This window comes from Streptomyces sp. UW30 (assembly GCF_008042075.1).
Lineage (GTDB): Bacteria > Actinomycetota > Actinomycetes > Streptomycetales > Streptomycetaceae > Streptomyces.
In genome coordinates, this window is sequence record NZ_RDBN01000053.1 from 1 (window position 1) to 23,504 (window position 23,504).

Below are 23,504 nucleotides of genomic sequence, written 5' to 3' on the forward strand. Positions count from 1 at the left end.
ACCGCGCACCCGCCAGGTGTTACGCTCCGGACGAGAAGGGGGACCCCGTGACCGACGCCCTGCGCCCCATGGCCAAGCAGCGCCACCCTCGTCTCCCTCGTCGCCCTCGTCATCGCCGTCCTCGTCTTCGACCTGGACGCCGGTCTGACCGCGATCACCCTCGCCGTCGTCCTGAGCACCGCCTGGCCGCAGGACAGCCGCCAGGCGGTCGGCGAGATCGCCTGGCCGACGGTGCTGCTGATCTGCGGTGTGCTGACGTACGTCGGCGTACTGGACGAGATGGGCACCATCACCTGGGCCGGCGAGGGCGTCAGCGGCATCGGCGTACCGCTGCTGGCCGCCGTACTGCTCTGCTACATCGGCGCGATCGTTTCGGCGTTCGCCTCGTCCGTCGGCATCATGGGCGCGCTCATCCCGCTCGCCGTGCCGTTCCTGGCGCAGGGCGAGATCGGGGCGGTCGGGATGGTGGCCGCGCTCGCGGTGTCGGCGACGGTCGTGGACGTGAGCCCCTTCTCGACGAACGGCGCGCTGGTGCTGGCCGCGGCACCGGACGTGGACCGTGAGCGTTTCTTCCGGCAGCTGATGGTGTACGGAGGGATCGTGGTGGCGGTCGTGCCCGCGGTGGTGTGGCTGGTGCTGGTCGTGCCGGGCTGGGGGTAGGCCGGTGGACGACAACACTTGGTGGACGACAACACTCGGTGTCCGTTGAACAGTTAAGGAGTACGACGCGTGTCCTCTCTCTTCCCGGCCCTGACGGGCGCTCCGGCACAGCGAGCCGCACTGCGGTTCGGCGACCGCTCCCTGACGTACGGCGAGCTCGGCGCCGCCGCCGGTGCGCTCGCGGCGCGGATCGGCGGGGCGGGCCGCGTGGCCGTCTGGGCGACGCCGGCGCTGGAGACCGCCGTGGCGGTGGTGGCGGCGCTGGAGGCCGGTGTCGCCGCCGTACCGCTCAACCCGAAGTCCGGGGAGAAGGAGCTCGGGCACATCCTGTCCGACTGTGCGCCGACGGTGGTGCTGGCCGCCGCGGGGGACGAACTGCCCGCCGCGCTGGGCGACTTGGAGCGCGTCGACGTCGACGTGCGGGGCGTGGGCCCGCTCCCCGACCGGCAGGCGTCCGGCGAGGATCCCGCCCTGATCGTCTACACGTCCGGTACCACCGGCCCGCCCAAGGGCGCCGTCATCCCCCGCCGGGCCGTCGCCCACACGCTGGACGCGCTCGCCGACGCCTGGCAGTGGACCGGCGAGGACGTACTGGTCCACGGCCTGCCCCTGTTCCATGTGCACGGCCTGGTCCTCGGCATCCTCGGCCCGCTGCGCCGCGGCGGCTCGGTACGCCACCTGGGCCGCTTCAGCACGCAGGGCGTGACCCGCGAGCTGAACGACGGCGCGACGATGATGTTCGGCGTGCCGACGATGTACCACCGCGTCGCCCAGGCCCTCCCCGAGGACCCGGGGCTTGCGCAGGCGCTGGGCAAGGCCCGCCTGCTGGTCTCGGGCTCGGCGGCGCTTCCCGTGCACGACCACGAGCGGATCACGGCCGCGACCGGGCAGCGGGTCGTCGAGCGGTACGGCATGACGGAGACGCTGATGAACACCAGCGTCCGCGCGGACGGCGAGGCCAGGGCCGGGACGGTCGGCGTGCCGCTGCCGGGCGTGGAGCTGCGGCTGGTGGAGGAGGACGGGTCGCCGATCGCGTCGTACGACGGCGAGACCGTGGGCGAGATCCAGGTGCGCGGCCCGAACCTCTTCACGGAGTACCTGAACCGCCCTGACGCGACGACCGCCGCCTTCACGACGGACGGCTGGTTCCGGACCGGTGACATGGCGGTGCGCGAGCCCGACGGGTACGTCCGCATCGTCGGCCGCAAGGCCACCGACCTGATCAAGAGCGGGGGTTACAAGATCGGGGCGGGCGAGATCGAGAACGCGCTCCTCGAACACCCGGGGGTGCGGGAGGCGGCGGTGACCGGGGAGCCGGACGCGGACCTGGGCGAGCGGATCGTGGCGTGGATCGTCCCGGCGGACCCCCAGTCCCCGCCCTCCGCGGCCGAGTTGGCGGACCATGTCGCCGCCCGCCTGGCGCCGCACAAGCGCCCGCGCAGGGTCCACTACCTGGACGCCCTCCCCCGCAACGACATGGGGAAGATCATGAAGCGGGCGCTGACTTCATGACGGAACGGCTCGCGGCACGGCAGGTCATCGCCCTGATCACCGACGGCTCCTCCTTCACCGAACTCCCTTACCCGGAACGGGACTCCGGGCCGGACGGCCCCCTCGGCTGGCACGGCTACGACGCCTCGCGCGCCCGTGCCGTCCAGCGCACCGGCGAGGAGGAGTCGGTGGTCTGCGGCACCGCCACGATCGAGGGCACGCGCGCGGTCCTCATCGCGTTCGAGTTCGGCTTCCTGGGCGGCTCGCTGGGCGAACGCACCGGGGACCGGCTGGAGGCGGCGTACACATACGCCCGCGCCCGCCGCCTGCCCGTCGTGCCGCTGGTGGCGACGGGCGGCAGCCGTATGCAGGAGGGCATGCTCGCCCTCACCCAACTCCAGCGCGTGGCACGGCAGTCCGCGCTCACGCGCGAGGCGGGCCTGCCTCAGATCGCGGTACTCCGGGACCCGACGACGGGCGGCGGCTGGGCCACCCTCGGCGCCGGCGCCGACGTGATCCTCGCCCTCCCCGACGCCCAGGTCGGCTTCGCGGGCTCCCGCGTCCGCCCGCCCGACGCGGACCCGGCGGCGTACACGGCGCAGGCGCAGGTGGCCGCGGGGGCGGTGGACGCGGTGGTGCGGCCGGGGGAGGTGCGGAAGGTACTCGGGGTGTGGCTGCGGTTGCTGGCGGGGCCGACGGGGGGTGCGGGCGTACCCCCGACGGACCGACGCCCGCTGTCCGCGACGCGGCGACCGTCCCAGACCCGGCCACCGTCCGCGACGCCCGGTGGGACAGCCGAGCCGCGTCAACCGACGCCGGGGGCGACGGCTCCGGGGGCAGACGGCAGGCCCGGCCCGGCAGCCACCCCGGCCGACGGGCCGGCGCCGCTTCCCGCCGCCCTCGGCGTGTCGGATCTCCCCGCCACCGGCTGGGACGCCGTCCGCAGCGCCCGCGCGCCCCGGCGTCCGCGCGCGGAGGCCTACCTGTCGGCCTACTTCACCCACCGCGTCGCGATCAGCGGCGACCGCTGCGGCGGTACCGACCCCGACGGCATGCTGTGCGGCTTCGGGGAGCACGACGGCCGCAGCGTCGCCTACGCCGCGCAGACCGGCACGGCCACCCGCCCCGCCGGCTACCGCACCGCCGCCCGCCTGATCCGCCTCGCGGACCGGCTCGGGATCCCGGTGCTGACGCTGGTGGACACGCCGGGCGCCGCGAATGACGCGGAGGCGGAGCGGCAGGGGGTCGGGGCGGCCATCGCGGACCTGTTCGGGGCGGTGGCGTCCGCACGCACACCGATCACCACCCTCCTCATCGGCGAGGGCGGCTCGGGCGGCGCACTGGCCCTCGCGGCACCGGGCAACACCTGGGCCACACCCGACAGCTACTTCTCGGTGATCGCCCCGGAACTGGCGGCGGCGATCCTGAAGCGGGGGCCGGGGGAGGTGGAGGCGACGGCGGATCAACTCCGGWTCAGGGGATGTTCAGCGGTCGCGGGGGACCCTCGGCGTATCGGACCGGCGTCGAGACCGGGGCGGACCGGCATCGAGGAGGCCGCCATGAACAGCCATCGCAGGATCCACCTGGATCGCCGTCGGCCGCGCCCTGCGCCGCGTCGCCCGCGCCGAGGCGGCGCAACGCCGGTTCGTCTCCGACGCCTCCCGCGCCCCGCGCACGGGAGTCGTCGAGGCGCACGAAGCGGTCGAGGACCCGCTCCCGGTCGGCGGCCGCAATTCCGGGGCCGTCGTCCTCCACCAGCAGCCGTACCCACCCGTCCCCGGCGTCCGTCAGCGCGAACGTCACCCGCGTGCGGGCGTGCCGCGCCGCGTTCTCGCCGAGGTTGCGCACCAGACGCCCCAGCGCGTCCTCGTCGCCGGTCACCCGGGCCGCGCCCACCGCCGTGCTGTCGACGCGCATGCCGGGGGAGGCCGAGCGCAGCCGCCCCGCCTCCGCGAGGACCAGGTCGTCGAGGTCGACCGGCCGCCGCCCGCCCCGCAGCAGCGCGCTCTCGTCGGCGCGGGCGAGCAGCAGCAGGTCGTCGACGAGGCGCTGCATGCGTACGGCCTCGTCGAGCACGGTCCCGGCCAGGGATCCGGTGTCGCTGCGCTCGGGGTGGGCGAGGGCGACCTCGGCGTGCTGGCGGACGGTGGCCACGGGTGAGCGCAGTTCGTGGGAGGCGTCGGAGACGAACCGGCGTTGCGCCGCCTCGGCGCGGGCGACGCGGCGCAGGGCGCGGCCGACGGCGATCCAGGTGGCGGCGGCCGCGAGGACGAGCAGGACCGGCAGGCCGATGAGCAACAGCCAGGTGACCGTGTTCGTGGCGTCGGAGACGCCCGCGGCGTCCCGCCCCGCAAGGACGACCAGCTCGCGGCCGTCGTCCCGGGCGCCGACCGCCACCACCATGAAGGGGTCCTCGTCGAGCGGGGTGTGGACGGAGGCGCTCTCGCCGGGGTCCAGGCGGGCCAGCGCCGGCTGTCCCGCCACGTTCTCGCTGGCCGCGACGACGGCGCCGTCCGCGTCGACGACCTGCAAGAACTCCTCGTCGGGCGCGGACACGGTCGGCGCGGGCACCCCGCGTCCCGCCTCGATGACCCGGGCCACGTCGGAGGCCCGGGCCCGGGCGGCGTCCCGGACGTCCGCGCTGAGCTCGGCGCGCAGCCCCACGACGAGCCCGATCCCGGCGGCCACCAGGGCCACGGCCACGGCGAGCACGGCGACGGCCGTGGCCCGGACCCGTACCGCCCGCAGCCGGTGCTCGTACCGTTCGTCCGTCATCGGGCGCCAGAGCTCCCGTCACCCGTCATCGGGCACGAGCCGGTACCCGTGCCCCCGCGACGTCAGCAGCGACTGCCGGCCGAAGGGCCGGTCGACCTTGTTGCGCAGCCGCCGTACGTACACCTCGACGATGTTCGGGTCGCCCTCGAAGTCGTCGCCCCACACGTGGTCGAGGATGGTCCGCTTCGTCACCGCCTCCCCGGACCGCCGCAGCAGGAACTCCAGCACCGCGAACTCCCGCGCGGTGACCTCGATGTCGTGGCCGGCCCGGCTGACGGTCCGGGCGGCAGGGTCGAGCCGCAGATCACCGGCGGCGAGCACGGCGGGCCGCTCCCGTGCCTCGCGCCGTAGCAGTGCCCGCAACCGGGCCAGGAGTACGGCGTAGGAGACCGGCTTGGTCAGATAGTCGTCGGCGCCGGTGTCGAGGCCCTCGATCTCGTCCCACTCGCCCTCCTTGGCGGTGAGCATGAGGATCGGCGTCCAGCAGCGCTCGGCGCGCAGGGTCCGGCAGACGCGGTAGCCGTTGAGCTTCGGCAGCATGACGTCGAGGACGATCGCGTCGTAACTGTTCTCGCGGGCCAGCCACAGCCCGTCCACGCCGTCGAGCGCGATGTCGACGGCGAAGCCCTCGGCCTCCAGCCCGTCCCTGAGCCCGGCGGCGAACCGCTCCTCGTCCTCGACGACCAGCACCCGCATGCCCTCACGCTACGTCGGCGAGGGCCCGCCGGCCCGGTGTCAGTACGGCAGGATCCGCCCCGAGGGGGTGCGCCGGTCGATCTCGCCCCTGGTGTCACGGGGAGCGGCGGGCCGGCGGGTGACACGAACGCGAACGTGGGTCTGGCGGTTCATGGCGCCCTCCTCGTATCTCAAGTCCGTTGCGACCAGCCTTCTCTCCGCAACCTTTCGGCACATCGTGCCCACGGAGGCACTTGTCATGCCTCCGCGGCAGGAGCGGATGCCTGCCGGGCTACTTCCAAGGGAGGAGGACGCCCCCGACTCACCTCGGGGTACCACCGCGCACGCCACCCGGCGCCCCGCGCTGGACCCGCCCCGCGAACAGGCGCACGCTCGTCAGTAGGGCCCCGGGCCGCCCACCGGTGTACGGAGGTGATCTCGATGGAAGACAAACACTGGACCGTCCGGATCCACATCATCGAGGACGGCGACGACACCCGCGCCGAGGCCGTGCTGACCACTCAGGACACGCCCGAGGACATGCTGGCCGTCACCGGCCGGGGCGTGGCCCACCGCAATCCGATCGACCGGCCCGTGCCCGGGATCGGCGACGAACTCGCCGCCGGCCGAGCCCTGGAGGACCTGGCCACCAGGCTGCACGACCTCGCGTCCGACGACATCGTCCAGCTGACCGGCCCCGTCGAGGGGTGACAGGAAGCCGGGATGACGGGAAGCCGGGGTGACAGGAAACCGGGATGACGGGAAACACCTAGTCGGCAGCCCAGCTGTACCGCCGCTCCGGCCGCCCCGCCTGCCCGTACCTGAGGGACACCTCCGCGCGGCCGGTGACGCTGAAGTGCTCCAGGTACCGTCGGGCGCTGACCCGGGACACCCCGGAGCGGGCCGCGCACTCGGCGGCGGAGAGGGTGCCCTCGGCCGCCCGTAGCTCGCGTTCGATGAGTTCGGCGGTCTCCACGCTCATGCCCTTGGGCAGGGCCGCCGGCGCCGCGGTCGGCGCCGCGCCCCGGGCCAGCGCCCGGTCGACGTCGGACTGTCCGCTGACCACCGCGGCGTGGAGGTTGCTGCGCCGGGCGGCGTACTGCTCCAGGCGCGTCCTGAGGTCCTCCGCGTCGAAGGGCTTCAGCAGGTAGTCGACGACGCCCTGGCGTACGGCGCCCCGGACCGCCTCGGACTCGCGTGCCGCGCTGATCACCATGACGTCGCAGTCGTGCCCGGCGGTACGCAGCCGGGGGATGATCTCCAGGCCGAACATGTCGGGCAGGTAGAGGTCGAGCAGCACCAGGTCCGGTTGCAGCTCGCCGACCGCCGTGAGCGCCTGCTCGCCGCAGTTCGCGGTGCCGATCACCCGGAACCCGTCGACATCGTTGACGAATCCGCGGTGGATCCGCGCCACCATGAAGTCGTCCTCCACGATCAGCACATCGATCATCGGACTGTCTCCGTCGCTCGGTCGGCCGGTCGGCCGACGGACATCCGGGCGGTGAACATGGCGCCCGCCAGCGTGTTGGCGACCGACACCTCACCGCCCCGGCGTTTGCACACCAGCCGGGTCAGCGCCAGGCCGATCCCCCGGTCACCGCCCTGCGCGGCCTTGGTGGTGAACCCGTGCGAGAACACCTCCTGCGCGAGCTCGGGCGCCACGCCGGGCCCCGAGTCCCGTACGACGATCTCCACGCTGGAGGCGTCCTGGCGCAGCTCCACCTCCACCCACGCGTCGGGGTCGCCGTCGCCCGCCCGGGAGCCGCTCGTGGCCGCGTCGACCGCGTTGTCCACGAGGTTGCCGAGCACGGTCGCCACGTCCGCGGAGTCCGTCGGCTCCAGCCGGTCCAGGGAGGTGCGCTCGGAGATCTTCAGGCGCACCTTGCGTTCCGCGGCGAGCGCCGACTTGGCCATGAGCAGCGCGGCGACGGCCCGGTCCCGGACCCGGCTGGTGATGCTCACGTCGAGCGACTCGCGGTGCTTGCGCAGGGCGCGGACGTACCGTACGACCTCGTCGTGCTCGCCGATCTGGATGAGCCCGGAGATGGTGTGCAGCTGGTTGGAGAACTCGTGGGCCTGGGCGCGCAGCAGCTCGGTGGTGCTGCGGAAGGATCCCAACTCCCGTTCCAGCTGGGCGAGTTCGGTGCGGTCGCGCAGGGTCGTCACCGAGCCGAGGCGGCGGCCGTCCTTGGTGACGTCCATCCGGTTCATCACCAGGACCCGGCCGCGGCGTACGACGACCTCGTCGCGCCGCGCGAGGTCCTCGCCGGGTTCGGCCTCGGGCGCGGTTCCGGCCAGGACGTCGTACAGGCGCCCCTCGATCTCCAGGTCGGCGAGGCTCATCCCGACGCAGTTCTCGGGGAGGTCGAGCAGTCTGCGGCCGACCGCGTTCACCAGGGTCAGCCGCTGGTGCGGGTCGAGGGCCACCACGCCCTCGGCGATCCCGAACAGCATCGCCCGCCGACGGGAACCCCGCCGCCTGCGCAAGCAGTTGTTCTCCGCCGCCGCCCAACTCGCCACCACCGGACCGCGCCACATCGTCCGCCTCACGGGGCACCGGTCCTTCACCGACGTCCTCGCCTGGACTGGAAGCCCTCCCGAACCCCGGCCGACCACGAGCCTCCCGTCTGCCCCTGCGAACAGCACAACCCTGACCGGAGCCGTGGAACCCGACGCGACAGCCGGGCACCCGCCCTGCCCGAAAGTACCCAACAAACCGGAACGGCCCGCCAGATGAACTGACGAGCCGTCATGAAATACCGAGGTTAAGGCGGCTACGTATTGTAACCGTAGTGATAGGTGCAGCCACCGAGGTAATTCCAACTGGAACTATAATAGCAGAGAGAGATTCGCATCTTAACTTTAGGCATGGCGTCAGGCACATAAGACTTCAGCGTAGTGCCGTCGTTATTGTACTTATCCAGATAGCTATAGTAAGCCCCATTCACATACGCCTGCACTCTTACCCGAACATGGTGCCCATTGCTTATGTTGCTGACTGTGACGGTGTTATTGCCGTCGGACCAGCTGTAGTACCCTTCGTAATCGCCACCTTTAAGGGAATTATAGTAGGGCCCGTCGAAGCTATTCGCGGATGCGGGTGGGGCACCGAACACCACCAGAGCAGCCACAGCGGCGAGTACGACACCGAAACGCCCGCGCAATCTGCGATGAAGCGGAGATATCAACTACTTCCTCCCTCACTTGATGTGATTGGTGACTGACCATAGCAGCGGAAGACGTGCATGGGCACTCAGATTCGCTCAAGAATTATTGGATCACACTTTGACATATCACCTCTAAAGTTGGCAAGCAAGGCGAATCCGGAGAAAATAGACAAAGACCCTAACGGATTGATTATCCATTGACAGCCCAGAGGTGCTGCGGCAATCTGCATGGCGAACTTCAACAAAGGAGATTCCCCATGCGTATATCCCAACCAAGGCTACTTGCTCTAGCCGCCATGGCTGGCGCGGCACTGACTCTAATGAATTCCACCGCAGCCTTCGCTGAGTATCACGGTGGCGAAGTTGACCTTGCCGCAGCATCCGGTGGACCGACTGGAACCTATTACTGCACGGATGCCGATGCGTTCACAGGTGCATATTCTTGCTTCAAGCCCGAAGGTGATCTACTGTACATCAAGGACACCGTGAAGGATGGATATTCCGCGGTGGCCGAATGGGGATATCCCGACGGCAGTAACGGCAGAACGGGTTCGTGTGTCAACAAATTGGGGTCGGGGAACTGGGGAGTTTGCAACAAGGACTTCACAGAAGGCAGGTTCCTTGAGCTCACGTCCGCAACTTATGTCAAGGCTAATTTGATTGAGCGCGGCAATACGCGATCGATCTGCTGCACTTAGCCCCACAGCGACACAATCGCACGGTTTGCTGTGTCGGTGCGAGGCCGCGGCCGGCGGGCGTCTAAGGGGGGTCGCCACCCGCAGTCTGACTCCCATGTAGGCACGGTCGGCGAGGATCGGGACGCCTTGGCGTTCGCAGAGCGGATGATCCGGTGGGCGCGGGCTGCGGTGGGGTCGCGCACGGCCGGGCAGCGCATGCGAGATCCGCAACGCTGCTGGCCGCTTACCGTTACCCTTTTCGTTGACCCTGCGCTGCAGGCACACGATGTCGCGGACGCCGGGCAGGTTGAACACCTGGACGCCGAAGGCGAACTCGGCGTCCTGCATCACCTGGGAGACGGCGCGGGCGGTGAGGTCGTATCCGCTGCCGGGGTGTTGGAAACCATGATTAGGAGGCGGCGCGCGCGACGCCACACCGCCACGCAAAGTCACAAAAGCAAGCAAGATGGCCATGCAGGTGACTCCACCCACGACTAAGTCGCGCGCTTCCTGCGTCGGTGGCTAAGCCTCCGCGCAGAGGACCAGCCCGGCCCTGTGCAGGACGTTCAGCGCGCCCACGTGATCAGCGTTCGCGGCGAACCCGCACGCTGTGCACTCGAACTTCGCTTGGGTGATGCGGTTCTCCGCGCTGACGTGCCCGCATTCGGGGCAGGTGCGGGAGGTGTTGCGGGCGTTTACCGGGATCACTCGGCGACCGGCGCTCTCAGCCTTGTTCGCCAGGATTCCGAAGAACAGCCCCCAACCCGCATCCAGGATGCTGCGGTTCAGGCCCGCTTTCGCGGCAGCCCCATTGGGGAGGAACGCGCCGTTCTGCTCGGGGTCGGGCCTGGGCGCGGGCGCCTTGGTCATGCCCGCTGTGTTCAGTTGCTCGTGGCCGACCACGTCGTGGTCGCGGATCAGCTCGTTCGCGGTCTTGTGGTGGTGGTCAAGGCGCTGCCGCCGGATCTTTACGTGGATCTTCGCGACCTTGCGGGCGGCGGCCCGGTGCTTCTTCGTCCGTCGTTTCGTGCACTTGGGGAACGTCGCAAGGTGCTGCTGCGCGGCGGCCAGCTCCTTGGCCATCGACTCCAGGAAGCGCGGGTTCTCCTTGTGGCTGCCGCCTGAGTCGGTGAAGAAGTGCACCGTGCCCATATCGATGCCGACAATCGACCCGGTAGCTGGAAGCGGCTCAGCAGGCACTTGGTCGCAGGCAAGGATGACGTACCAGCGGCGACCCTCCCGCTTGACGCCGACCGTCTTGACGCTGCCCTTCACCGGCCGGTGCTGGTGCACCCGGATATGCCCGATGCCTTGAAGGCGTACGCGGGTCTGAATATCGTGCGGCGTGGAGTCCCAGCGGCAGCCGTCACCATCCTTCGGGAAGACCACCGTGTCGAAGTGCCCGACACCTTTGAAGCGCGGGTATCCGGGGGTCTGACCGGCCTTGGTGCGGCGAAAGAAGGCCTGGAACGCCTTGTCCAACCGCCGCAACGTCGCCTGCTGCGAGGAGAATGACCAGCGGCCCTGACGCTCCGGGTCGCATGCCCTGATCGCCTTGAGCTGAGCGGACTGCTCGCCGTACTTGATGCTCGTCTTCGAGCTGTGCCGATAGGCGTCCCGGCGCTCCTGAAGTGCGCCGTTGTAGAGGGAACAGTGATCCCGGAGCATGTCCCGCAGTGCCTGCTCCTGGCGCACTGTGGGGCGAAGAAGGAACTTATAGGCGCGTATCAATCCCGCGCCTCCTCATCCTTCTTCCTGGGACGTTCCCACTGGGTGTTGATGTAATTCTCCACTGTGGCCGCCGACACGGCGCCGACCGAGGCGGCAAAGTACGACGACGACCACAGCGTGGGCACCCGCGACTTCAGGTGCGGGAACTCTGATCGCAGCACGCGGGAGGTGAAGCCCTTGAACTGGTTCGCAACGTACGACGCCGACGACTTCGCGTCGTGCTTGACGAACAGGTGCACATGGTCGGGCATCACCTCGAGCGCAATGATCTTCCACTCGCGCTCTTCCGCCTTCTGCCGGATCAACTCGTCCAGGCGTTCCGCGACCCGCCCGCCGAGGACCGGACGGCGGTACTTTGGGCACCACACCAGGTGGAGCCCAAGGTCGTACACGCCGCCAGAGAACCGGCGAACCTTCCTGGCCACAGTCACGTGATCACTATACATACGTGACAAGTATAATGGCGGCTAAGTTCCCGGCTCAGCTCAACAGCGCGGATCCCTGCAGGCAGTTGATGTCAGAGCAGCCCATCCTGCTCACCCTGGGCCTCCTCGGCTTCGCCATGCGCCGCTTCGGGCTGCCGGTCCTGCCGCTGATCGTCGGCGTGATCCTGGGCCCGCGCGCGGAGCTGCAGGGCCGGCGCTCCCTCCAGCTGTCCGGCGGCGAGCTGTCGGGGCTGCTGGGCGGGCCGGTGTCGTACACGGTGTACGCCGCGGTCACGCTGGTCCTGGTGTGGCCGCTGATAGGCCGGTTCGTCAAACGTCCCCTGTCCCGTGAGGGAGTTCGAGCATGACCATCCTGGTGGGATACGTCCCCTCCCCCGAGGGCGAGGCGGCCCTGCGCGCGGCGATCGACGAGGCTCGCCGCCGCGACGAGAAACTGCTGGTGGTGAACACCACCCGGGGCGACTCCCTGGTCGACCCCCGCTTCGCCCAGGAACCCGATCTGAGCCACGTCCGCGAGGACCTCGCCGCCCTCGGCATCGACTTCGACATCCGCCAGGTCCTCGGCGCCCGCGACGCCGCCGCGGAGATCATCGACCTGGCGGAGACGATGGACGCGTCGCTGGTGGTGATCGGCCTGCGCCGGCGCAGCGCCGTCGGCAAGCTGATCATGGGCTCGGCGGCCCAGCAGATCCTGCTGGGCGTGGACTGCCCGGTCCTCGCGGTGAAGGCGGAGGGCTGATGGTGCTGCGGACCTTCGGCTGGTCGTTCGCCGTCACGGCGCTCGGCCTCGCCTTCGCCGGGTGGCAGTGGGGCTGGGAGGCGTTCGGGATCGTCCTGATCCTGTCGATCCTGGAGATCTCCGTGTCCTTCGACAACGCGGTCGTCAACGCCGGGATCCTGAAGAAGATGAACGCCTTCTGGCAGCGCGTCTTCCTCACCTTCGGCATCCTGATCGCGGTGTTCGGCATGCGGCTGGTCTTCCCGGTCGTGATCGTCGCGATCAGCGCCAAGGTGGGCCCGATCGAGGCGGTCCGGCTCGCCCTGGACGACCCCGACCGCTACCAGGACCTGGTCACCGACGCCCACCCGGCGATCGCGGCCTTCGGTGGCATGTTCCTGCTGATGATCTTCCTCGACTTCATCCTGGAGGACCGCGAGATCAAGTGGCTGGCCTGGCTGGAGCGCCCGCTCGCGAAGCTCGGCAAGATCGACATGCTGGCGGTCTGCCTCGCGCTCGTCGCCCTGCTGGCCACGGCGCTGACCTTCGCCACCCACGCCCACGTCAGCACCGGCCAGGCGGACAAGTCCGCGACCGTCCTGCTCTCCGGCATCGCGGGGCTCATCACCTACCTCGTGGTCGGCGGCCTGTCCGGCCACTTCGAGGACCGGCTCGAACAGGAGGAGGAGCACGAGCACGAGGAGGAGGAGAGGGCCAGGGCCGAGGGCAAACCGGTCTCGGCGGTCGCCCTCGCCGGGAAGGCCGCGTTCTTCCTCTTCCTCTACCTGGAGGTCCTGGACGCGTCCTTCTCCTTCGACGGCGTGATCGGCGCCTTCGCCATCACCAACCACATCTTCTGGATGGCGCTCGGCCTCGGCATCGGCGCGATGTACGTCCGCTCCCTCACGGTCTACCTGGTCCGCAAGGGCACCCTCGACGACTACGTCTACCTGGAGCACGGCGCCCACTACGCCATCGGCGCCCTCGCTGCGATCCTGCTGATCACCATCCAGCACCAGATCAGCGAGATCGTCACCGGCCTGATCGGCGTCGTCCTGATCGCCGCGTCCTTCCTGGCCTCCGTCCGCCGCAACAAGACGCTGGCAGAGGCAGGGGCAGAGGCGGAGGCGGACGGGCCGACGCCGGACGAGAGGGACGCGGAGGACGAGAAGGCTCAGGTGCCGTCAGGGGCGTGAGAGGCCGACCGGGCTCCCGGGCGGGACACGAGGCGTGATCCGAAACATACGTGGCGTACGACATAGGCGTTTTCGCCCGATTATGGCTAGCTGGATGTGTTTGCCTCCGTCGATCGCCCGCCCGGGAGACCCATGCGCCTGCGCGCCCCCTCCGTCCCGCGAACCTTCTCGGCTCGCCGGATCACCTCTCTTCCGCCCCTGGCCCTGGCCGGCGGCGCCCTCACCGTCGGCATCGGCGGCCTGTATCTCGCCGGGCTACTGGTCGCGGGCGGGGACATAGAGCACGGCACCACGGTGCGCGGCGTGGACATCGGGGGGCTGAGCCGCGCGGAGGCCGTCAAAAGGCTGGAGGACCGGCTGGGCCCGGCCGACGCCCGCGACCTGACCGTGACGGTCGGTGACCGCAGGACCACGGTCGAACCGCGGCAGGTGGGCATCACCTTCGACTACGACAGGACCGTGGACCGCGCGGGCCGCACCGAGAACGCCGACCCGTTCAGCGTGATCGGCGGCCTCTTCAGCTCGGGCGGCGCGGTCGAGCCGGCCGTACGCGTCGACGAGGACAAGGCCCACGCCACCCTGAAGAGGATGGCGAAGGCGCTCGATCAGAAGGTCCGCGAGGGCGCCGTCACGTTCGAGGACGGCCAGGCGCGGCCGGTCACCCCGCACAGCGGCTACGCGCTCGACACGGACGCCGCCGTCGACCCCCTGCGCGCCGCCTTCCTCAAGGGTGACGGCAGCTCCGTCACGGCCCTGCCCACCCGTGAGACCAAGCCCAAGGTCACCGAGCGGGAGCTGCGCCGGGCGATGAGCGAGTTCGCCGAGCCGGCCATGTCGGCGCCGGTCACCCTCAGCGTGGCCGACCGGCGCTTCACGATCGAGCAGCCGGTGCTGGGCGAGCACCTGGCGATGCGCGCGGACGGCGCCGGCCGGCTCACGCCGAAGCTGGACGCCGAGGGCCTGCGCGCCGACCCCGCGGTGGCCCGCCCCTTGTCCGGCCTGCCCGCCCGGGCGCACAACGCCGAGCTGCGTCTCGTCGGCAACCGGGTCGGGGTGGCCGAGGACGGCCGGGCCGGCCATGTCGTCACCGACAAGGCGCTGGGCAAGGCCGTACTGCCGCTGCTCACGCAGCGGGGCGCCGCCCGCAGCGGCGAGATCGCCACGCTGGTGGCCGAGCCGCAGGTGACCCGCGCGAACGTCGAGCGGCTGGGGCTGCGGGAGGAGATGTCCTCCTTCACCGTCAACTTCGAACCGGCGCCGTACCGCACGAGGAACATCGGCCGGGCGGTGGATCTGATCAACGGCTCCGTCGTGATGCCGGGCAAGACCTGGAGCTTCAACAGGACGGTCGGCGAGCGCACCGAGGCCAACGGCTTCGTCGAGGGCGTGATGATCCTCAACGACGAGTTCACCAAGGCCCAGGGCGGCGGTGTCTCCGCCGTGGCCACGACCGTCTTCAACGCGATGTTCTTCGCCGGCGTCAAGCCCGTGGAGCACGGCGCCCACTCGTTCTACATCGAGCGCTACCCGGAGGGCCGTGAGGCGACGGTCGCCTGGGGCAGCCTGGACCTGAAGTTCAACAACGACTCGGGCAACGCCATCTACATCCAGGCCCACTCCACCGCCTCCTCCGTGACCATCTCCTTCCTCGGCACCCGCAAGTACGACGACATCGGCTCCGTCAAGGGCCCTCGCACGAACGTGAAGCAGCCGGAGCGCAAGGTGAGCACCGACGAACGGTGCGTCCCGCAGACTCCGTTGGAGGGCTTCGACGTCACCGTGCAACGCGTCTTCGTCGTCGGCGGCGACGTGGTGAAGCGCGAGCCGTTCCGCACGCACTACGACCCCCGCGACGAGATCGTCTGCGAGTGACGCCCCGGGTGGGAGCCCGGTCCGGCTCGTGGGCCGATCGTGTGGCGTGCCCCGCCGAACACGGCCGCGTGGCGCGCCGGTCTGCCGCCCCCGCGGTGCCGGGTGCTTATGTCGGGGCGCGCTTGCGTTCCGATACGCCGAAGGAGAGACCGTGGCGGCAGGAAGTGTCGAGGACAGCGGCCGGGTGATGTCCGCGCAGCTGCTGAGGGGCCAGAAGGCCCTGGTGACCGGTGCCAACTCGGGTATCGGCCTGGCGACCGCCGTCGCCCTGGGCCGGGCCGGAGCGGACGTCGTGGTGAACTACGTCGCCGGTCAGGACGAGGCCGAGCAGGTCGTGGACCAGATCAAGGGCTTCGGGGTCCGTTCCTACGCCCACCAGGCCGACGTCTCCGACGAGGCGCAGGTGGTCGCCATGGTGGCGCGGATGATCGAGGAATTCGGCACCATCGACATCATGGTGGCCAACGCGGGGCTCCAACGGGACGCCGCCGTGGTGGACATGACGCTCGCCCAGTGGCAGAAGGTCATCGACGTCAATCTGACCGGCCAGTTCCTGTGCGCGCGCGAGGCCGTCAAGGAGTTCATGCGGCGCGGAGTGGTGGAGGAAGTGTCCCGGTCGGCCGGGAAGATCATCTGCATGAGCTCCGTCCACCAGCTCGTTCCGTGGTCGGGGCATGTGAACTACGCCTCCTCCAAGGGCGGCGTCAGCCTGCTGATGCAGACCCTCGCCCAGGAGCTGGCCCCCAAGCGCATCAGGGTCAACGCGGTCGCCCCCGGCGCGATCCGCACCAACATCAACCGGGACGCCTGGTCGACCCCGGAAGCCGAGGCCGACCTGCTGCGCCTCATCCCCTACCGCCGGGTCGGCGACCCGGACGACATCGCCAACGCCGTCGTCGCCGTGGCGTCCGACCTGCTCGACTACGTCGTGGGCACCACGCTCTACGTCGACGGCGGAATGACGCTCTTCCCCGGCTTCGCCACCGGGGGCTGATCCCCGATGCAGGATCACGTCACGCCCCGCCGGGTGGTGATCCTCGGCGGGGGGTTCGCGGGGCTGTTCGCGGCCCGCGCGCTGCGCCGGTCTCCGGTCTCGGTGACCGTCGTCGACCGGCGCGCCCACCACCTCTTCCAGCCCCTGCTCTACCAGTGCGCCTCCGGAATCCTCTCCGAGGGACAGATCGCACAGCCGCTGCGCGACATTCTGCGCCGCCACCACAACGTGCGCTGCCTGCTCGCCGAAGCCACCGACGTGGACGTGCAGGCCCGGCTGGTCCACCTGCGCCTACCCGACGGCAGGGCCATGGAGCTTCCCTACGACGACCTGATCGTCGGCGTCGGTATGCGGCAGTCCTACTTCGGCCACGACGAGTTCGCCGCCCACGCCCCGGGCATGAAGACGCTGAACGACGCGCTGGACATCCGTCGGCGGATCTACCAGGCGTTCGAGATGGCCGAGACGGCCACCAGCGCCCGGGAACGACAGCAGTGGCTCACCTTCGCGCTGGTCGGCGGCGGGCCGACCGGTGTCGAACTCGCCGGGCAGATCAGGGAGATCGCCGGCCACACACTGGAGCGCGAGTTCCGCACGATCGACTCCGCCGAGGCGCGGGTGCTGCTCTTCGAGGGCTCCGACGAGGTGCTCGGCGCGTTCGGCCGCCCCCTCGCCGAGCGCGCGGCCCGAACCCTGCGGGGACTGGGGGTGGAGCTCCACCTCGGCACGAGAGTGACCGACATCGATGCCCACGGTCTGATGGTGCGGCACAAGGACGGCGCGGTCACCAGGTACGAGGCCCGCACCGTGCTGTGGACGGCCGGGGTCGAGGCGCCGCCCGTCGCCACCGCGCTGGCGCGGGCCACCGGCGCCACCCAGGACCGGGCGGGACGCATTGCGGTCGAGCCCGATCTGACCCTCCCCGGCCACCCGGAGATCCGGGTCACGGGCGATGTGATGAGCCTGAACAAGCTGCCGGGTCTGGCCGAGGTCGCCATGCAGTCGGGTGCCTACGCCGGCCGGTCCGTGCGCCATGCCGTGGAGGGCCGGACGAAGAAGCAGAAGCCGTTCAAGTACGTGGACCTCGGCAGCGCCGCCTATATCTCCCGGGGCCGGGCCGTCCTCAAGACCGGCCCGCTGCACCTGTCGGGTTTCCTCGGCTGGCTCGCCTGGCTCTTCATCCACGTGGCCTTCCTCACCGGCTTCCGCAGCCGGCTGGGAGCCGTCCTCAGCTGGTCCGTCGCGTTCGCCACCAACGCACGGCGTGAACGTGCCTTCGCCATGTCCGACGCCGACGCACCGGCCGAGCCGGCACCCGAGCAGAAGGCGCCCTCGCCGTCTGCCTGACCGTTCCCCGCAGACCTTCGAGGCGCACATGCTCAGCACAGCGGCCCTTCTGGCGACCACCCCGCCCCAGCTCCTGCCGGCCCGGGAGTTGATGGCGTTCACCCTGGCCTCGCACATCCTGCTGGTCCCGTTCGGTGTGGCACTGCCGTTCATCACGGTGCTCATGCACTACCGGGCGCTGCGCCGCGACGACGCCGTCGCCCTGCAGCTCGCGCGGCGCTGGTCGGCCGTGATGGCCGTCCAGTTCGCCATCGGCGTCGTCACCGGCACCGTACTGTCCTTCGAACTCGGGCTGCTGTGGCCCGGCATGATGGGCCGTTGGGGCGACGTCTTCGGCCTGGGCTTCGGCGTCGAGGCCTGGGCGTTCTTCCTGGAGGCGATCCTGATCGCGATCTACCTCTACGGCTGGCGCCGCCTCAAGCCCTGGACCCATTTCTGGCTGGCGGTGCCGCTGCCGCTGACCGCGCTGATGGGGGCGTTCGGCATCATCGCGGCGAACTCCTGGATGAACACCCCGCAGGGGTTCCGGCTCGACGCCGACGGCAACCCTGTCGACGTCGATGTGCGTCAGTCGATCTTCACTCCGATGTTCGGCCCGGAGTACTGGCACTTCGTCGTCGCGATGTTCCTGACGGCCGGTTATGTGGTCGCCGGTGTGTACGCGGTCGGCTGGCTGCGGGGGCGCCGTGACCGGTACCACCGGCTGGGCTTCACGCTCCCCTTCACGGTGGCGGCGATCCTCACCCCGGTGCAGTTCATGCTCGGTGACTCGGCCGCTCGCTCCGTGTTCCACAAGCAGCCGGTCAAGTTCGCGGCCATGGAGCTGGTCTGGAAGACGGACACCCATGTACCCGAGTACCTGTTCGGGCGGCTGAACTCCGACGGGACGATCGCCGGCGGACTGAAGATCCCCCAGCTGGACTCCATCCTCGCCGGCTTCAAGCCCAGCACCCAGGTCACCGGACTGACCTCGGTACCGGCTTCCGACCGCCCCACCGCCGTCCAGGCCACCATCGCCCACTGGGCCTTCGACATCATGGCCACCGTCGGCAGCCTGCTGATCCTGCTCGCGCTCTGGTACGGCTGGTGCTGGCTGCGCCACCGGGACCTGCCGCGCAGCCGCTGGTTCTTCCGCTGTGCGGCGGTTGCCGGCGTCGCGTGCCTGATCACCGTCGAGTGCGGCTGGATCGCCACCGAGGTCGGCCGGCAGCCCTGGATCGTCTACAACCACATGAGGGTCTCGGAGGCGGTGACCGACACCGGCGCCGGATCGCTGTGGGCGATGCTCGGCGTCGTGATCGTCGTGTACGTGGCCGTCTTCGCCTCGTTCCTCGCGGTCGTGCTGAAGATGCGCACCCGTTGGCGCATCGCCGACGAGAGTCCGGCCGCACCGGGCGCCGCACCACCGCCCGAGACCGACACCCCGTACGGGCCCAGGAGCGAGCCCGAGCCCACAGGGGCGGGGCGCGCGGGCGGATCCGACGGCGCCTCGGGCGGTGCGTCCTGATGGCCGATCTCATCGCCTGGGTCATGGTCCTCGCGATCGCCGCCTACGCCTGCGCCGGCGGCACCGACTACGGCGCGGGCTTCTGGGACCTCGTGGCCGGCGGCGCCGATCGCGGCAAGCGGCCCCGCCGGCTCATCGATCACGCCATGGCGCCGGTCTGGGAGACCAACAACGTCTGGCTGATCTTCGTCTTCGTCGTCATGTGGACCGGTTTTCCGACCGTGTTCCAGGCCATCTTCGAGGCGATGTGGCTGCCGCTCACGCTCGCGGCGGTCGGCCTGGTCCTGCGCGGTGCCGGGTTCGCCCTGCGCAAGCCCGCCCGGCGCCTGGCCCGACGGCGGCTCTACGGTGCGATGTTCGCCGTCGCGTCGTTGCTCACGCCCTTCTTCCTCGGGGCGGTCCTGGGCGGGATCGCCGCGGGCCGGGTGAAGGTCGGGACGACCGCCTCCGCGGACGCCTGGGCCAACCCGGTCTCCGTCCTCACGGGTCTGCTGACCGTCGCGGCCACCGCGTTCCTCGGGGCGGTGTTCCTGTGCGCCGACGCCCGCCGGTTCGGTGCCGACGACCTCGTGGACTACTTCCGGCTACGTGCCTTCCTGGCCTTCGGCGCCGTCGTCGTCCTGGCACTCATCGCCCTGCCCGTCACCCGCAGTGACGCCAGGTACGTCTGGGACGGCCTCACCGGAGGATGGGGCCTGTGCCTGGTCATCCTGGCCGGGGTCTGCGGTCTCGCGACGGTTGTGCTCCTGTTGCGCCGGGAGTACCGCTGGTGCCGCTACACGGCGGTGGCGAGCGTGGCCCTGGTCGTCTGCGCCTGGGGCCTCGCCCAGCGGCCCTACCTGCTGCCCACCTCGCTGACGGTGGAGCAGGCGGCCGGCGCCGCGCACACCCTGCGCTGGCTGGCCCTCGTCACCCTCATCGCGATCGTGCTGGTCGGCCCCGCGCTGGTCCTGCTCTACCGGCTCGACACCCTGGGCAGGCTCGAACCGCTCACCGACGCCGACACCCGGGCCGCCCGGGCACCCGGGGACGACCTGTAGCGGCGTCAGCGCAGCCGGGCGGCGATCTGGTCGCCGACGCGCAGGGCGTTGGCGATGGCCGTCAGTGACGGGTTGACCGCGCCGATGCTCGGAAAGAAGCTCGTGTCGACCACGTAGAGGTTGTCGAGCTCGTGGGCCTTGCAGTTGATGTCCAGAGCCGAGCCGGCCGGGTCGTCGCCGAACCGTACGGTGCCGGCCTGGTGCGCCGTGGCGCCGATGGGCATGCCCTTGTGCAGGTAGATGCTGTGCGACAGCAGATGGTGCTCGTGCATGCCCAAGCGGCTCAGCATCCCCTGCAGTTTGTGCTGGAGGCGCTTGAGCCCGGCGATGTTGTTCTTCTCGTCGAGCGCCAGATGGATGGCGTCGTTGCCGTCCAGGGTGACGCGGCTCTCGGGCAGCGGGAGGTCCTCTCCGCAGAGCCAGAAGTCGACGGCGTGGTGGGCCAGCGCCTCGAACGGCATGTCGGGCGCGGCCGCGCCGGCCCAGCGCGGTGCCTCGCCGTGGATCTGGTCGGCGTCCGACTTGCCGAGCATCTGGATGCCACCGAGCGGATAGTCCCAGTCGTCCGCGCCCAGATACCAGTCGTGCAGGGCAAGGGTCTTCTGGAACTTCGTGGGGTTCGGCTCCTTCGACACCGCCATCAGGGCGAGATTGTTGTGCCGCATGTAGTGGCGTCCCACCACGTCGGAGCCGTTGGCCAGGCCGTTCGGATGCCTTTCGTTGGCCGAACGCAGCAGCAGCGCGGCCGAGTTGACCGCACCGCAGGCGACGACCACGATGTCGGCGCTGAACCGCTCGGTCGTTCCGTCCCCGAGCTCGGCCACGACCCTGGTGACGGTGTTCCCGCTCGCGTCGGTCTCCAGGCGTCGTACGTTGGCGCCCGTCATCAGCGTGACGTTGCGGTGCTTCAGCGCCGGATCGACGCAGATGACCTGCGCGTCCGACTTGGCCCCGACGAGGCACGGGAAGCCGTCGACGCGGTCGCAGCGGATGCAGACACTGGAGTGCGTGGCCCGGCCGTCGTCGTCCTGGGTGAGGTTGACGCCGATGGGCAGATGGAAGGGATGCAGCCCCTCCTTCTCCAGGTCGTCGCTGAGCTGCTGGATACGCGGCTCGTGTGCCACGGGCGGGTGCGGGTAAGGACCGCTGGCGGGGCCCTCGGTGGGGTCCTCGCCGTGCCGGCCGTGCACCAGGTAGAGCTGTTCGGCCTGGGTGTAGTACGGCTCCAGATCCTCGTAGCGGATCGGCCAGGCCGGTGAGATGCCGTCATGGTGGCGCAACTCTCCGAAGTCCTCGGGCCGCAGCCGGAACAGGGCGGCGCCGTAGAACTTGGTGTTGCCCCCGACGTAGTAGTTCACCTCTGGGGGGAACTCGTTGCCGTGCTTGTCGTACCAGAACTCGGGGGCACGGTACTTGCCCTTGACGAAGACGGCGGTGGAGTCCCAGTTGTCCCGCTCACGCGGCAGGTAGTCGCCGCGCTCCAGGAGCAGGATCCGCTTGCCGGTGGGAGCCAGACGGTGGGCGAGTGTGCCGCCGCCCGCTCCCGTACCGATGATGACGACGTCGTAGTGCTGATCGCCGGCCATGCGAAGGTCCCGTTCCAGTAGTCGTTCGGGGGCACGCGCCCGCGCACATCGGAATATTCCGTACCTTCGTTCACGCTAAGGGGCGGTCCCCGTACCGGCGACTCGGCGGGAGCCGAACCGGCGCCCGTTCACCCGAGCGCTCGCAGGGCGTTCGCCGCCTCGTCGACGATGACCTGCGGGTCGGCCGTCGCGTCGACGGTGAGCCCCGGCTCGCCCGGTCGCAGCGGTTCAAGGGCGGCGTACTGGGAGTCCATCAGCCCGGCGGGCATGAAATGGCCCCTGCGTGCGGCGACCCGTCGGCGGGCGGTCGTCCGGTCGAGCGCCAGGTGCAGGAACCACACGTCCGCGCCCGTCCTGCGGAACAGATCCCGGTACTCGTGCTTGAGCGCCGAGCACGCCATCACCCCGCCCCGGCCGGAGTCGGCGGCCTGCCGGATCCATGCGGCGAGGGACAGCAGCCACGCCCGGCGGTCCTCGTCGTCGAGTGGGCGGCCGGCGGCCATCTTGGCGCGGTTCGCGGGCGGGTGGAGGTCGTCGGCCTCCAGGAAGGGCAGGGTCATCCGGTGCGCGAGCAGTCTGCCCACGGTGGACTTCCCCGATCCCGAGACACCCATGACCACGACGACCGTGGGCATCCCGGGAGTTGTTCGCACCTCATTCGCACCTCGTTCGCACCTCAGAGGACGGCGATCGGGTTGACCGGTGAGCCGGTGGCGTCGGGCAGCCTCAGCGGGGCGATCACGCAGAGGAAGGACCAGCGCCCCTCCGCCTCGCAGGCCGGCGCCAGATCCTCGAACTGCAGGTAGTCCAGCAGATGAAGACCCATGGCGTGGACCGCCAGCACATGGACGGGGAAGTCGACGCCCTCGGTGGAACTGGGGGCGGTGTCGTTGTTCCCGTCGCCGCCGAGCACGGCGACCCGCCGGTCGGCCAGGAACTCCAGCGCGGACGGATGGAGTCCGGCGCGTGCCTGCGCCGCGTGCCATGCGCCCAGTTCGGCGCGGCGTCGGCGGTGACCGACCCGGACGAACAGGAGATCTCCCTCGGACACACGGACGTGCTCTGCGGTCTCGGCCGCCGTGAGGTCGTCGGCGCTCACATGGTCGCCCGGTTCGAGCCAGGCCACGCCGCGCGTGCGCGGGATGTCCAGCAGCACACCGCGTCCGACGATCCCGTCGTGGGCCGCCTCGATGGAGAGCTCCGTGGCGCCACGCGAGGTGACGCTGCTCGCGGCCACGCCGCCGTGCAGGGTGCCGTCGTAGATCACGTGGCACAGGGCGTCGATGTGGCTGTCCGCGTCGCCGTGCACGTTCATCGCGAAGCGGTCCATCGCGAAGTCGAGCCCGTCCGAGGCGCGTTCCTCCGGCTGACCGTTCATCCGGTGCCTCGCCGGCTCCGGATTGTCCGGGCCGGTCTGCGTCTCCACCGGCGCGGCGAGCGTGACCGTCCGGCCGGTACTGACCTCGCGGGTGGCGGCCAGCACCCTGGCGGGAGTCAGTGCCTCCAGGGCACCCCGGGCGCCGGCGGCCCAGGCGGCACGCGAGGCCAGGCGCCGGTACTGCGCCTCGAACTCGGCCGCGGTCAACCGCGTCTGTCCTGCGGGGCCGGCATGAGGGGCCATG

The 23,504-nt window shown here is 70.3% G+C and carries 19 protein-coding genes and 4 pseudogenes; 14 read left to right on the top strand and 9 right to left on the bottom strand.

The genetic code is table 11. The features are described from left to right. Positions 1-81: 81 nt before the first annotated feature. From EAO75_RS34120 to EAO75_RS34130, 3 genes and pseudogenes are all read left to right on the top strand, one after another. A pseudogene (locus EAO75_RS34120) lies at positions 82-660 on the top strand (SLC13 family permease); the annotation flags it as partial. A gap of 69 nt (positions 661-729) precedes the next feature. Next, the gene (locus tag EAO75_RS34125; protein WP_147999043.1) at positions 730-2,172 is read left to right on the top strand and encodes an acyl-CoA synthetase; all 1,443 of its coding nucleotides are present in this window, start codon (positions 730-732) and stop codon (positions 2,170-2,172) included. Beyond that, positions 2,169-3,629, top strand: a pseudogene (locus EAO75_RS34130) (carboxyl transferase domain-containing protein); the annotation flags it as partial. The gene EAO75_RS34125 and the pseudogene EAO75_RS34130, both read left to right, overlap by 4 nt. On the opposite strand, the gene EAO75_RS34135 reads toward EAO75_RS34130, so the two are convergent. Beyond that, complete coding sequence (locus EAO75_RS34135; protein WP_222724013.1) at positions 3,625-4,926, bottom strand: sensor histidine kinase; 1,302 nt, start codon at positions 4,924-4,926, stop codon at positions 3,625-3,627. The pseudogene EAO75_RS34130 and the gene EAO75_RS34135 sit on opposite strands and share 5 nt — an antisense overlap. 18 nt (positions 4,927-4,944) lie before the next feature. Then, entirely contained in the window at positions 4,945-5,622 is a 678-nt protein-coding gene (locus EAO75_RS34140; protein ID WP_147999044.1) for a response regulator transcription factor, read from the bottom strand. A gap of 420 nt (positions 5,623-6,042) precedes the next feature. Between EAO75_RS34140 and EAO75_RS34145 the strand changes: the two genes are divergently transcribed. Further along, positions 6,043-6,312 (top strand): DUF1876 domain-containing protein, encoded by a 270-nt coding sequence (locus EAO75_RS34145; protein ID WP_147999045.1) that lies wholly within the window; start codon positions 6,043-6,045, stop codon positions 6,310-6,312. 58 nt (positions 6,313-6,370) lie between these two features. Here EAO75_RS34145 and EAO75_RS34150 read toward each other — a convergent pair whose 3' ends face one another. Continuing rightward, positions 6,371-7,051, bottom strand: a complete 681-nt coding sequence (locus EAO75_RS34150) for a response regulator (RefSeq protein WP_147999046.1) — start codon at positions 7,049-7,051, stop codon at positions 6,371-6,373. Beyond that, positions 7,048-8,064, bottom strand: a pseudogene (locus EAO75_RS34155) (sensor histidine kinase); the annotation flags it as partial. The pseudogene EAO75_RS34155 and the gene EAO75_RS34150, both read right to left, overlap by 4 nt. Before the next feature lie 961 nt (positions 8,065-9,025). Between EAO75_RS34155 and EAO75_RS46180 the strand changes: the two are divergent. Beyond that, positions 9,026-9,466: a hypothetical protein gene (locus tag EAO75_RS46180; RefSeq protein ID WP_187284700.1), complete on the top strand. Its 441-nt coding sequence runs from the start codon at positions 9,026-9,028 to the stop codon at positions 9,464-9,466. Positions 9,467-9,592: 126 nt separating this feature from the next. Further along, on the top strand, positions 9,593-9,943 hold the full coding sequence (locus EAO75_RS46185; protein WP_187284701.1) for a hypothetical protein: 351 nt from the start codon (positions 9,593-9,595) through the stop codon (positions 9,941-9,943). Positions 9,944-9,967: 24 nt separating this feature from the next. On the opposite strand, the gene EAO75_RS34165 is transcribed toward EAO75_RS46185, so the two are convergent. Together EAO75_RS34165 and tnpA are read right to left on the bottom strand one after the other, a co-directional pair. Further along, positions 9,968-11,176, bottom strand: a complete 1,209-nt coding sequence (locus EAO75_RS34165) for an RNA-guided endonuclease InsQ/TnpB family protein (protein WP_147999047.1) — start codon at positions 11,174-11,176, stop codon at positions 9,968-9,970. Beyond that, the gene (tnpA, locus tag EAO75_RS34170; RefSeq protein ID WP_261989550.1) at positions 11,173-11,622 is read right to left on the bottom strand and encodes an IS200/IS605 family transposase; all 450 of its coding nucleotides are present in this window, start codon (positions 11,620-11,622) and stop codon (positions 11,173-11,175) included. Before tnpA ends, EAO75_RS34165 begins: the two co-directional genes overlap by 4 nt. Positions 11,623-11,705: 83 nt before the next feature. Between tnpA and EAO75_RS34175 the strand changes: the two are divergent. From EAO75_RS34175 to EAO75_RS34210, 8 genes and pseudogenes are all read left to right on the top strand, one after another. Further along, positions 11,706-11,969: pseudogene (locus tag EAO75_RS34175) on the top strand (tripartite tricarboxylate transporter permease); the annotation flags it as partial. Continuing rightward, the gene (locus EAO75_RS34180) at positions 11,966-12,361 is read left to right on the top strand and encodes a universal stress protein (RefSeq protein WP_147999048.1); all 396 of its coding nucleotides are present in this window, start codon (positions 11,966-11,968) and stop codon (positions 12,359-12,361) included. The pseudogene EAO75_RS34175 and the gene EAO75_RS34180, both read left to right, overlap by 4 nt. Then, positions 12,361-13,536 carry a DUF475 domain-containing protein gene (locus EAO75_RS34185; RefSeq protein ID WP_147999049.1) on the top strand — a complete coding sequence of 392 codons (1,176 nt, stop codon included), beginning with the start codon at positions 12,361-12,363 and terminating at the stop codon, positions 13,534-13,536. Before EAO75_RS34180 ends, EAO75_RS34185 begins: the two co-directional genes overlap by 1 nt. A gap of 132 nt (positions 13,537-13,668) precedes the next feature. Continuing rightward, positions 13,669-15,408: a VanW family protein gene (locus EAO75_RS34190; protein WP_147999050.1), complete on the top strand. Its 1,740-nt coding sequence runs from the start codon at positions 13,669-13,671 to the stop codon at positions 15,406-15,408. A gap of 187 nt (positions 15,409-15,595) precedes the next feature. Beyond that, positions 15,596-16,402, top strand: coding sequence for an SDR family oxidoreductase (locus EAO75_RS34195; protein ID WP_148000446.1), 807 nt, complete (start codon positions 15,596-15,598; stop codon positions 16,400-16,402). 6 nt (positions 16,403-16,408) lie between these two features. Continuing rightward, positions 16,409-17,749, top strand: coding sequence for an NAD(P)/FAD-dependent oxidoreductase (locus EAO75_RS34200; protein ID WP_147999051.1), 1,341 nt, complete (start codon positions 16,409-16,411; stop codon positions 17,747-17,749). A 28-nt stretch (positions 17,750-17,777) separates the two neighbouring features. Continuing rightward, positions 17,778-19,256, top strand: coding sequence for a cytochrome ubiquinol oxidase subunit I (locus tag EAO75_RS34205; RefSeq protein WP_147999052.1), 1,479 nt, complete (start codon positions 17,778-17,780; stop codon positions 19,254-19,256). Further along, complete coding sequence (locus EAO75_RS34210; protein ID WP_147999053.1) at positions 19,256-20,296, top strand: cytochrome d ubiquinol oxidase subunit II; 1,041 nt, start codon at positions 19,256-19,258, stop codon at positions 20,294-20,296. Before EAO75_RS34205 ends, EAO75_RS34210 begins: the two co-directional genes overlap by 1 nt. Positions 20,297-20,301: 5 nt before the next feature. Here the strand turns inward: EAO75_RS34210 and EAO75_RS34215 are convergent, their stop codons facing one another. The 3 genes from EAO75_RS34215 to EAO75_RS34225 all read right to left on the bottom strand — a co-directional run bounded on the left by EAO75_RS34215 (position 20,302) and on the right by EAO75_RS34225 (position 23,503). After that, positions 20,302-21,882, bottom strand: a complete 1,581-nt coding sequence (locus tag EAO75_RS34215) for a GMC oxidoreductase (protein WP_147999054.1) — start codon at positions 21,880-21,882, stop codon at positions 20,302-20,304. Between the two features lie 128 nt (positions 21,883-22,010). Beyond that, complete coding sequence (locus tag EAO75_RS34220) at positions 22,011-22,517, bottom strand: gluconokinase (protein ID WP_147999055.1); 507 nt, start codon at positions 22,515-22,517, stop codon at positions 22,011-22,013. A 41-nt stretch (positions 22,518-22,558) separates the two neighbouring features. Next, entirely contained in the window at positions 22,559-23,503 is a 945-nt protein-coding gene (locus tag EAO75_RS34225) for a cyclase family protein (RefSeq protein ID WP_147999056.1), read from the bottom strand. Position 23,504: the final 1 nt, after the last annotated feature.

Coding starts and splice junctions, on each gene's coding strand:
- EAO75_RS34195 (WP_148000446.1), top strand. CDS start 15,596: ATGTCCGCGCAGCTGCTGAGGGGCCAGAAGGCCCTGGTGACCGGTGCC.
- EAO75_RS34225 (WP_147999056.1), bottom strand. CDS start 23,503: ATGGCCCCTCATGCCGGCCCCGCAGGACAGACGCGGTTGACCGCGGCC.
- EAO75_RS34220 (WP_147999055.1), bottom strand. CDS start 22,517: ATGCCCACGGTCGTCGTGGTCATGGGTGTCTCGGGATCGGGGAAGTCC.
- EAO75_RS34145 (WP_147999045.1), top strand. CDS start 6,043: ATGGAAGACAAACACTGGACCGTCCGGATCCACATCATCGAGGACGGC.
- EAO75_RS34200 (WP_147999051.1), top strand. CDS start 16,409: ATGCAGGATCACGTCACGCCCCGCCGGGTGGTGATCCTCGGCGGGGGG.
- EAO75_RS34140 (WP_147999044.1), bottom strand. CDS start 5,622: ATGCGGGTGCTGGTCGTCGAGGACGAGGAGCGGTTCGCCGCCGGGCTC.
- EAO75_RS34150 (WP_147999046.1), bottom strand. CDS start 7,051: ATGATCGATGTGCTGATCGTGGAGGACGACTTCATGGTGGCGCGGATC.
- EAO75_RS34190 (WP_147999050.1), top strand. CDS start 13,669: ATGCGCCTGCGCGCCCCCTCCGTCCCGCGAACCTTCTCGGCTCGCCGG.
- EAO75_RS34185 (WP_147999049.1), top strand. CDS start 12,361: ATGGTGCTGCGGACCTTCGGCTGGTCGTTCGCCGTCACGGCGCTCGGC.
- EAO75_RS34180 (WP_147999048.1), top strand. CDS start 11,966: ATGACCATCCTGGTGGGATACGTCCCCTCCCCCGAGGGCGAGGCGGCC.
- tnpA (WP_261989550.1), bottom strand. CDS start 11,622: ATGTATAGTGATCACGTGACTGTGGCCAGGAAGGTTCGCCGGTTCTCT.
- EAO75_RS34135 (WP_222724013.1), bottom strand. CDS start 4,926: ATGACGGACGAACGGTACGAGCACCGGCTGCGGGCGGTACGGGTCCGG.
- EAO75_RS46180 (WP_187284700.1), top strand. CDS start 9,026: ATGCGTATATCCCAACCAAGGCTACTTGCTCTAGCCGCCATGGCTGGC.
- EAO75_RS34205 (WP_147999052.1), top strand. CDS start 17,778: ATGCTCAGCACAGCGGCCCTTCTGGCGACCACCCCGCCCCAGCTCCTG.
- EAO75_RS34210 (WP_147999053.1), top strand. CDS start 19,256: ATGGCCGATCTCATCGCCTGGGTCATGGTCCTCGCGATCGCCGCCTAC.
- EAO75_RS34215 (WP_147999054.1), bottom strand. CDS start 21,882: ATGGCCGGCGATCAGCACTACGACGTCGTCATCATCGGTACGGGAGCG.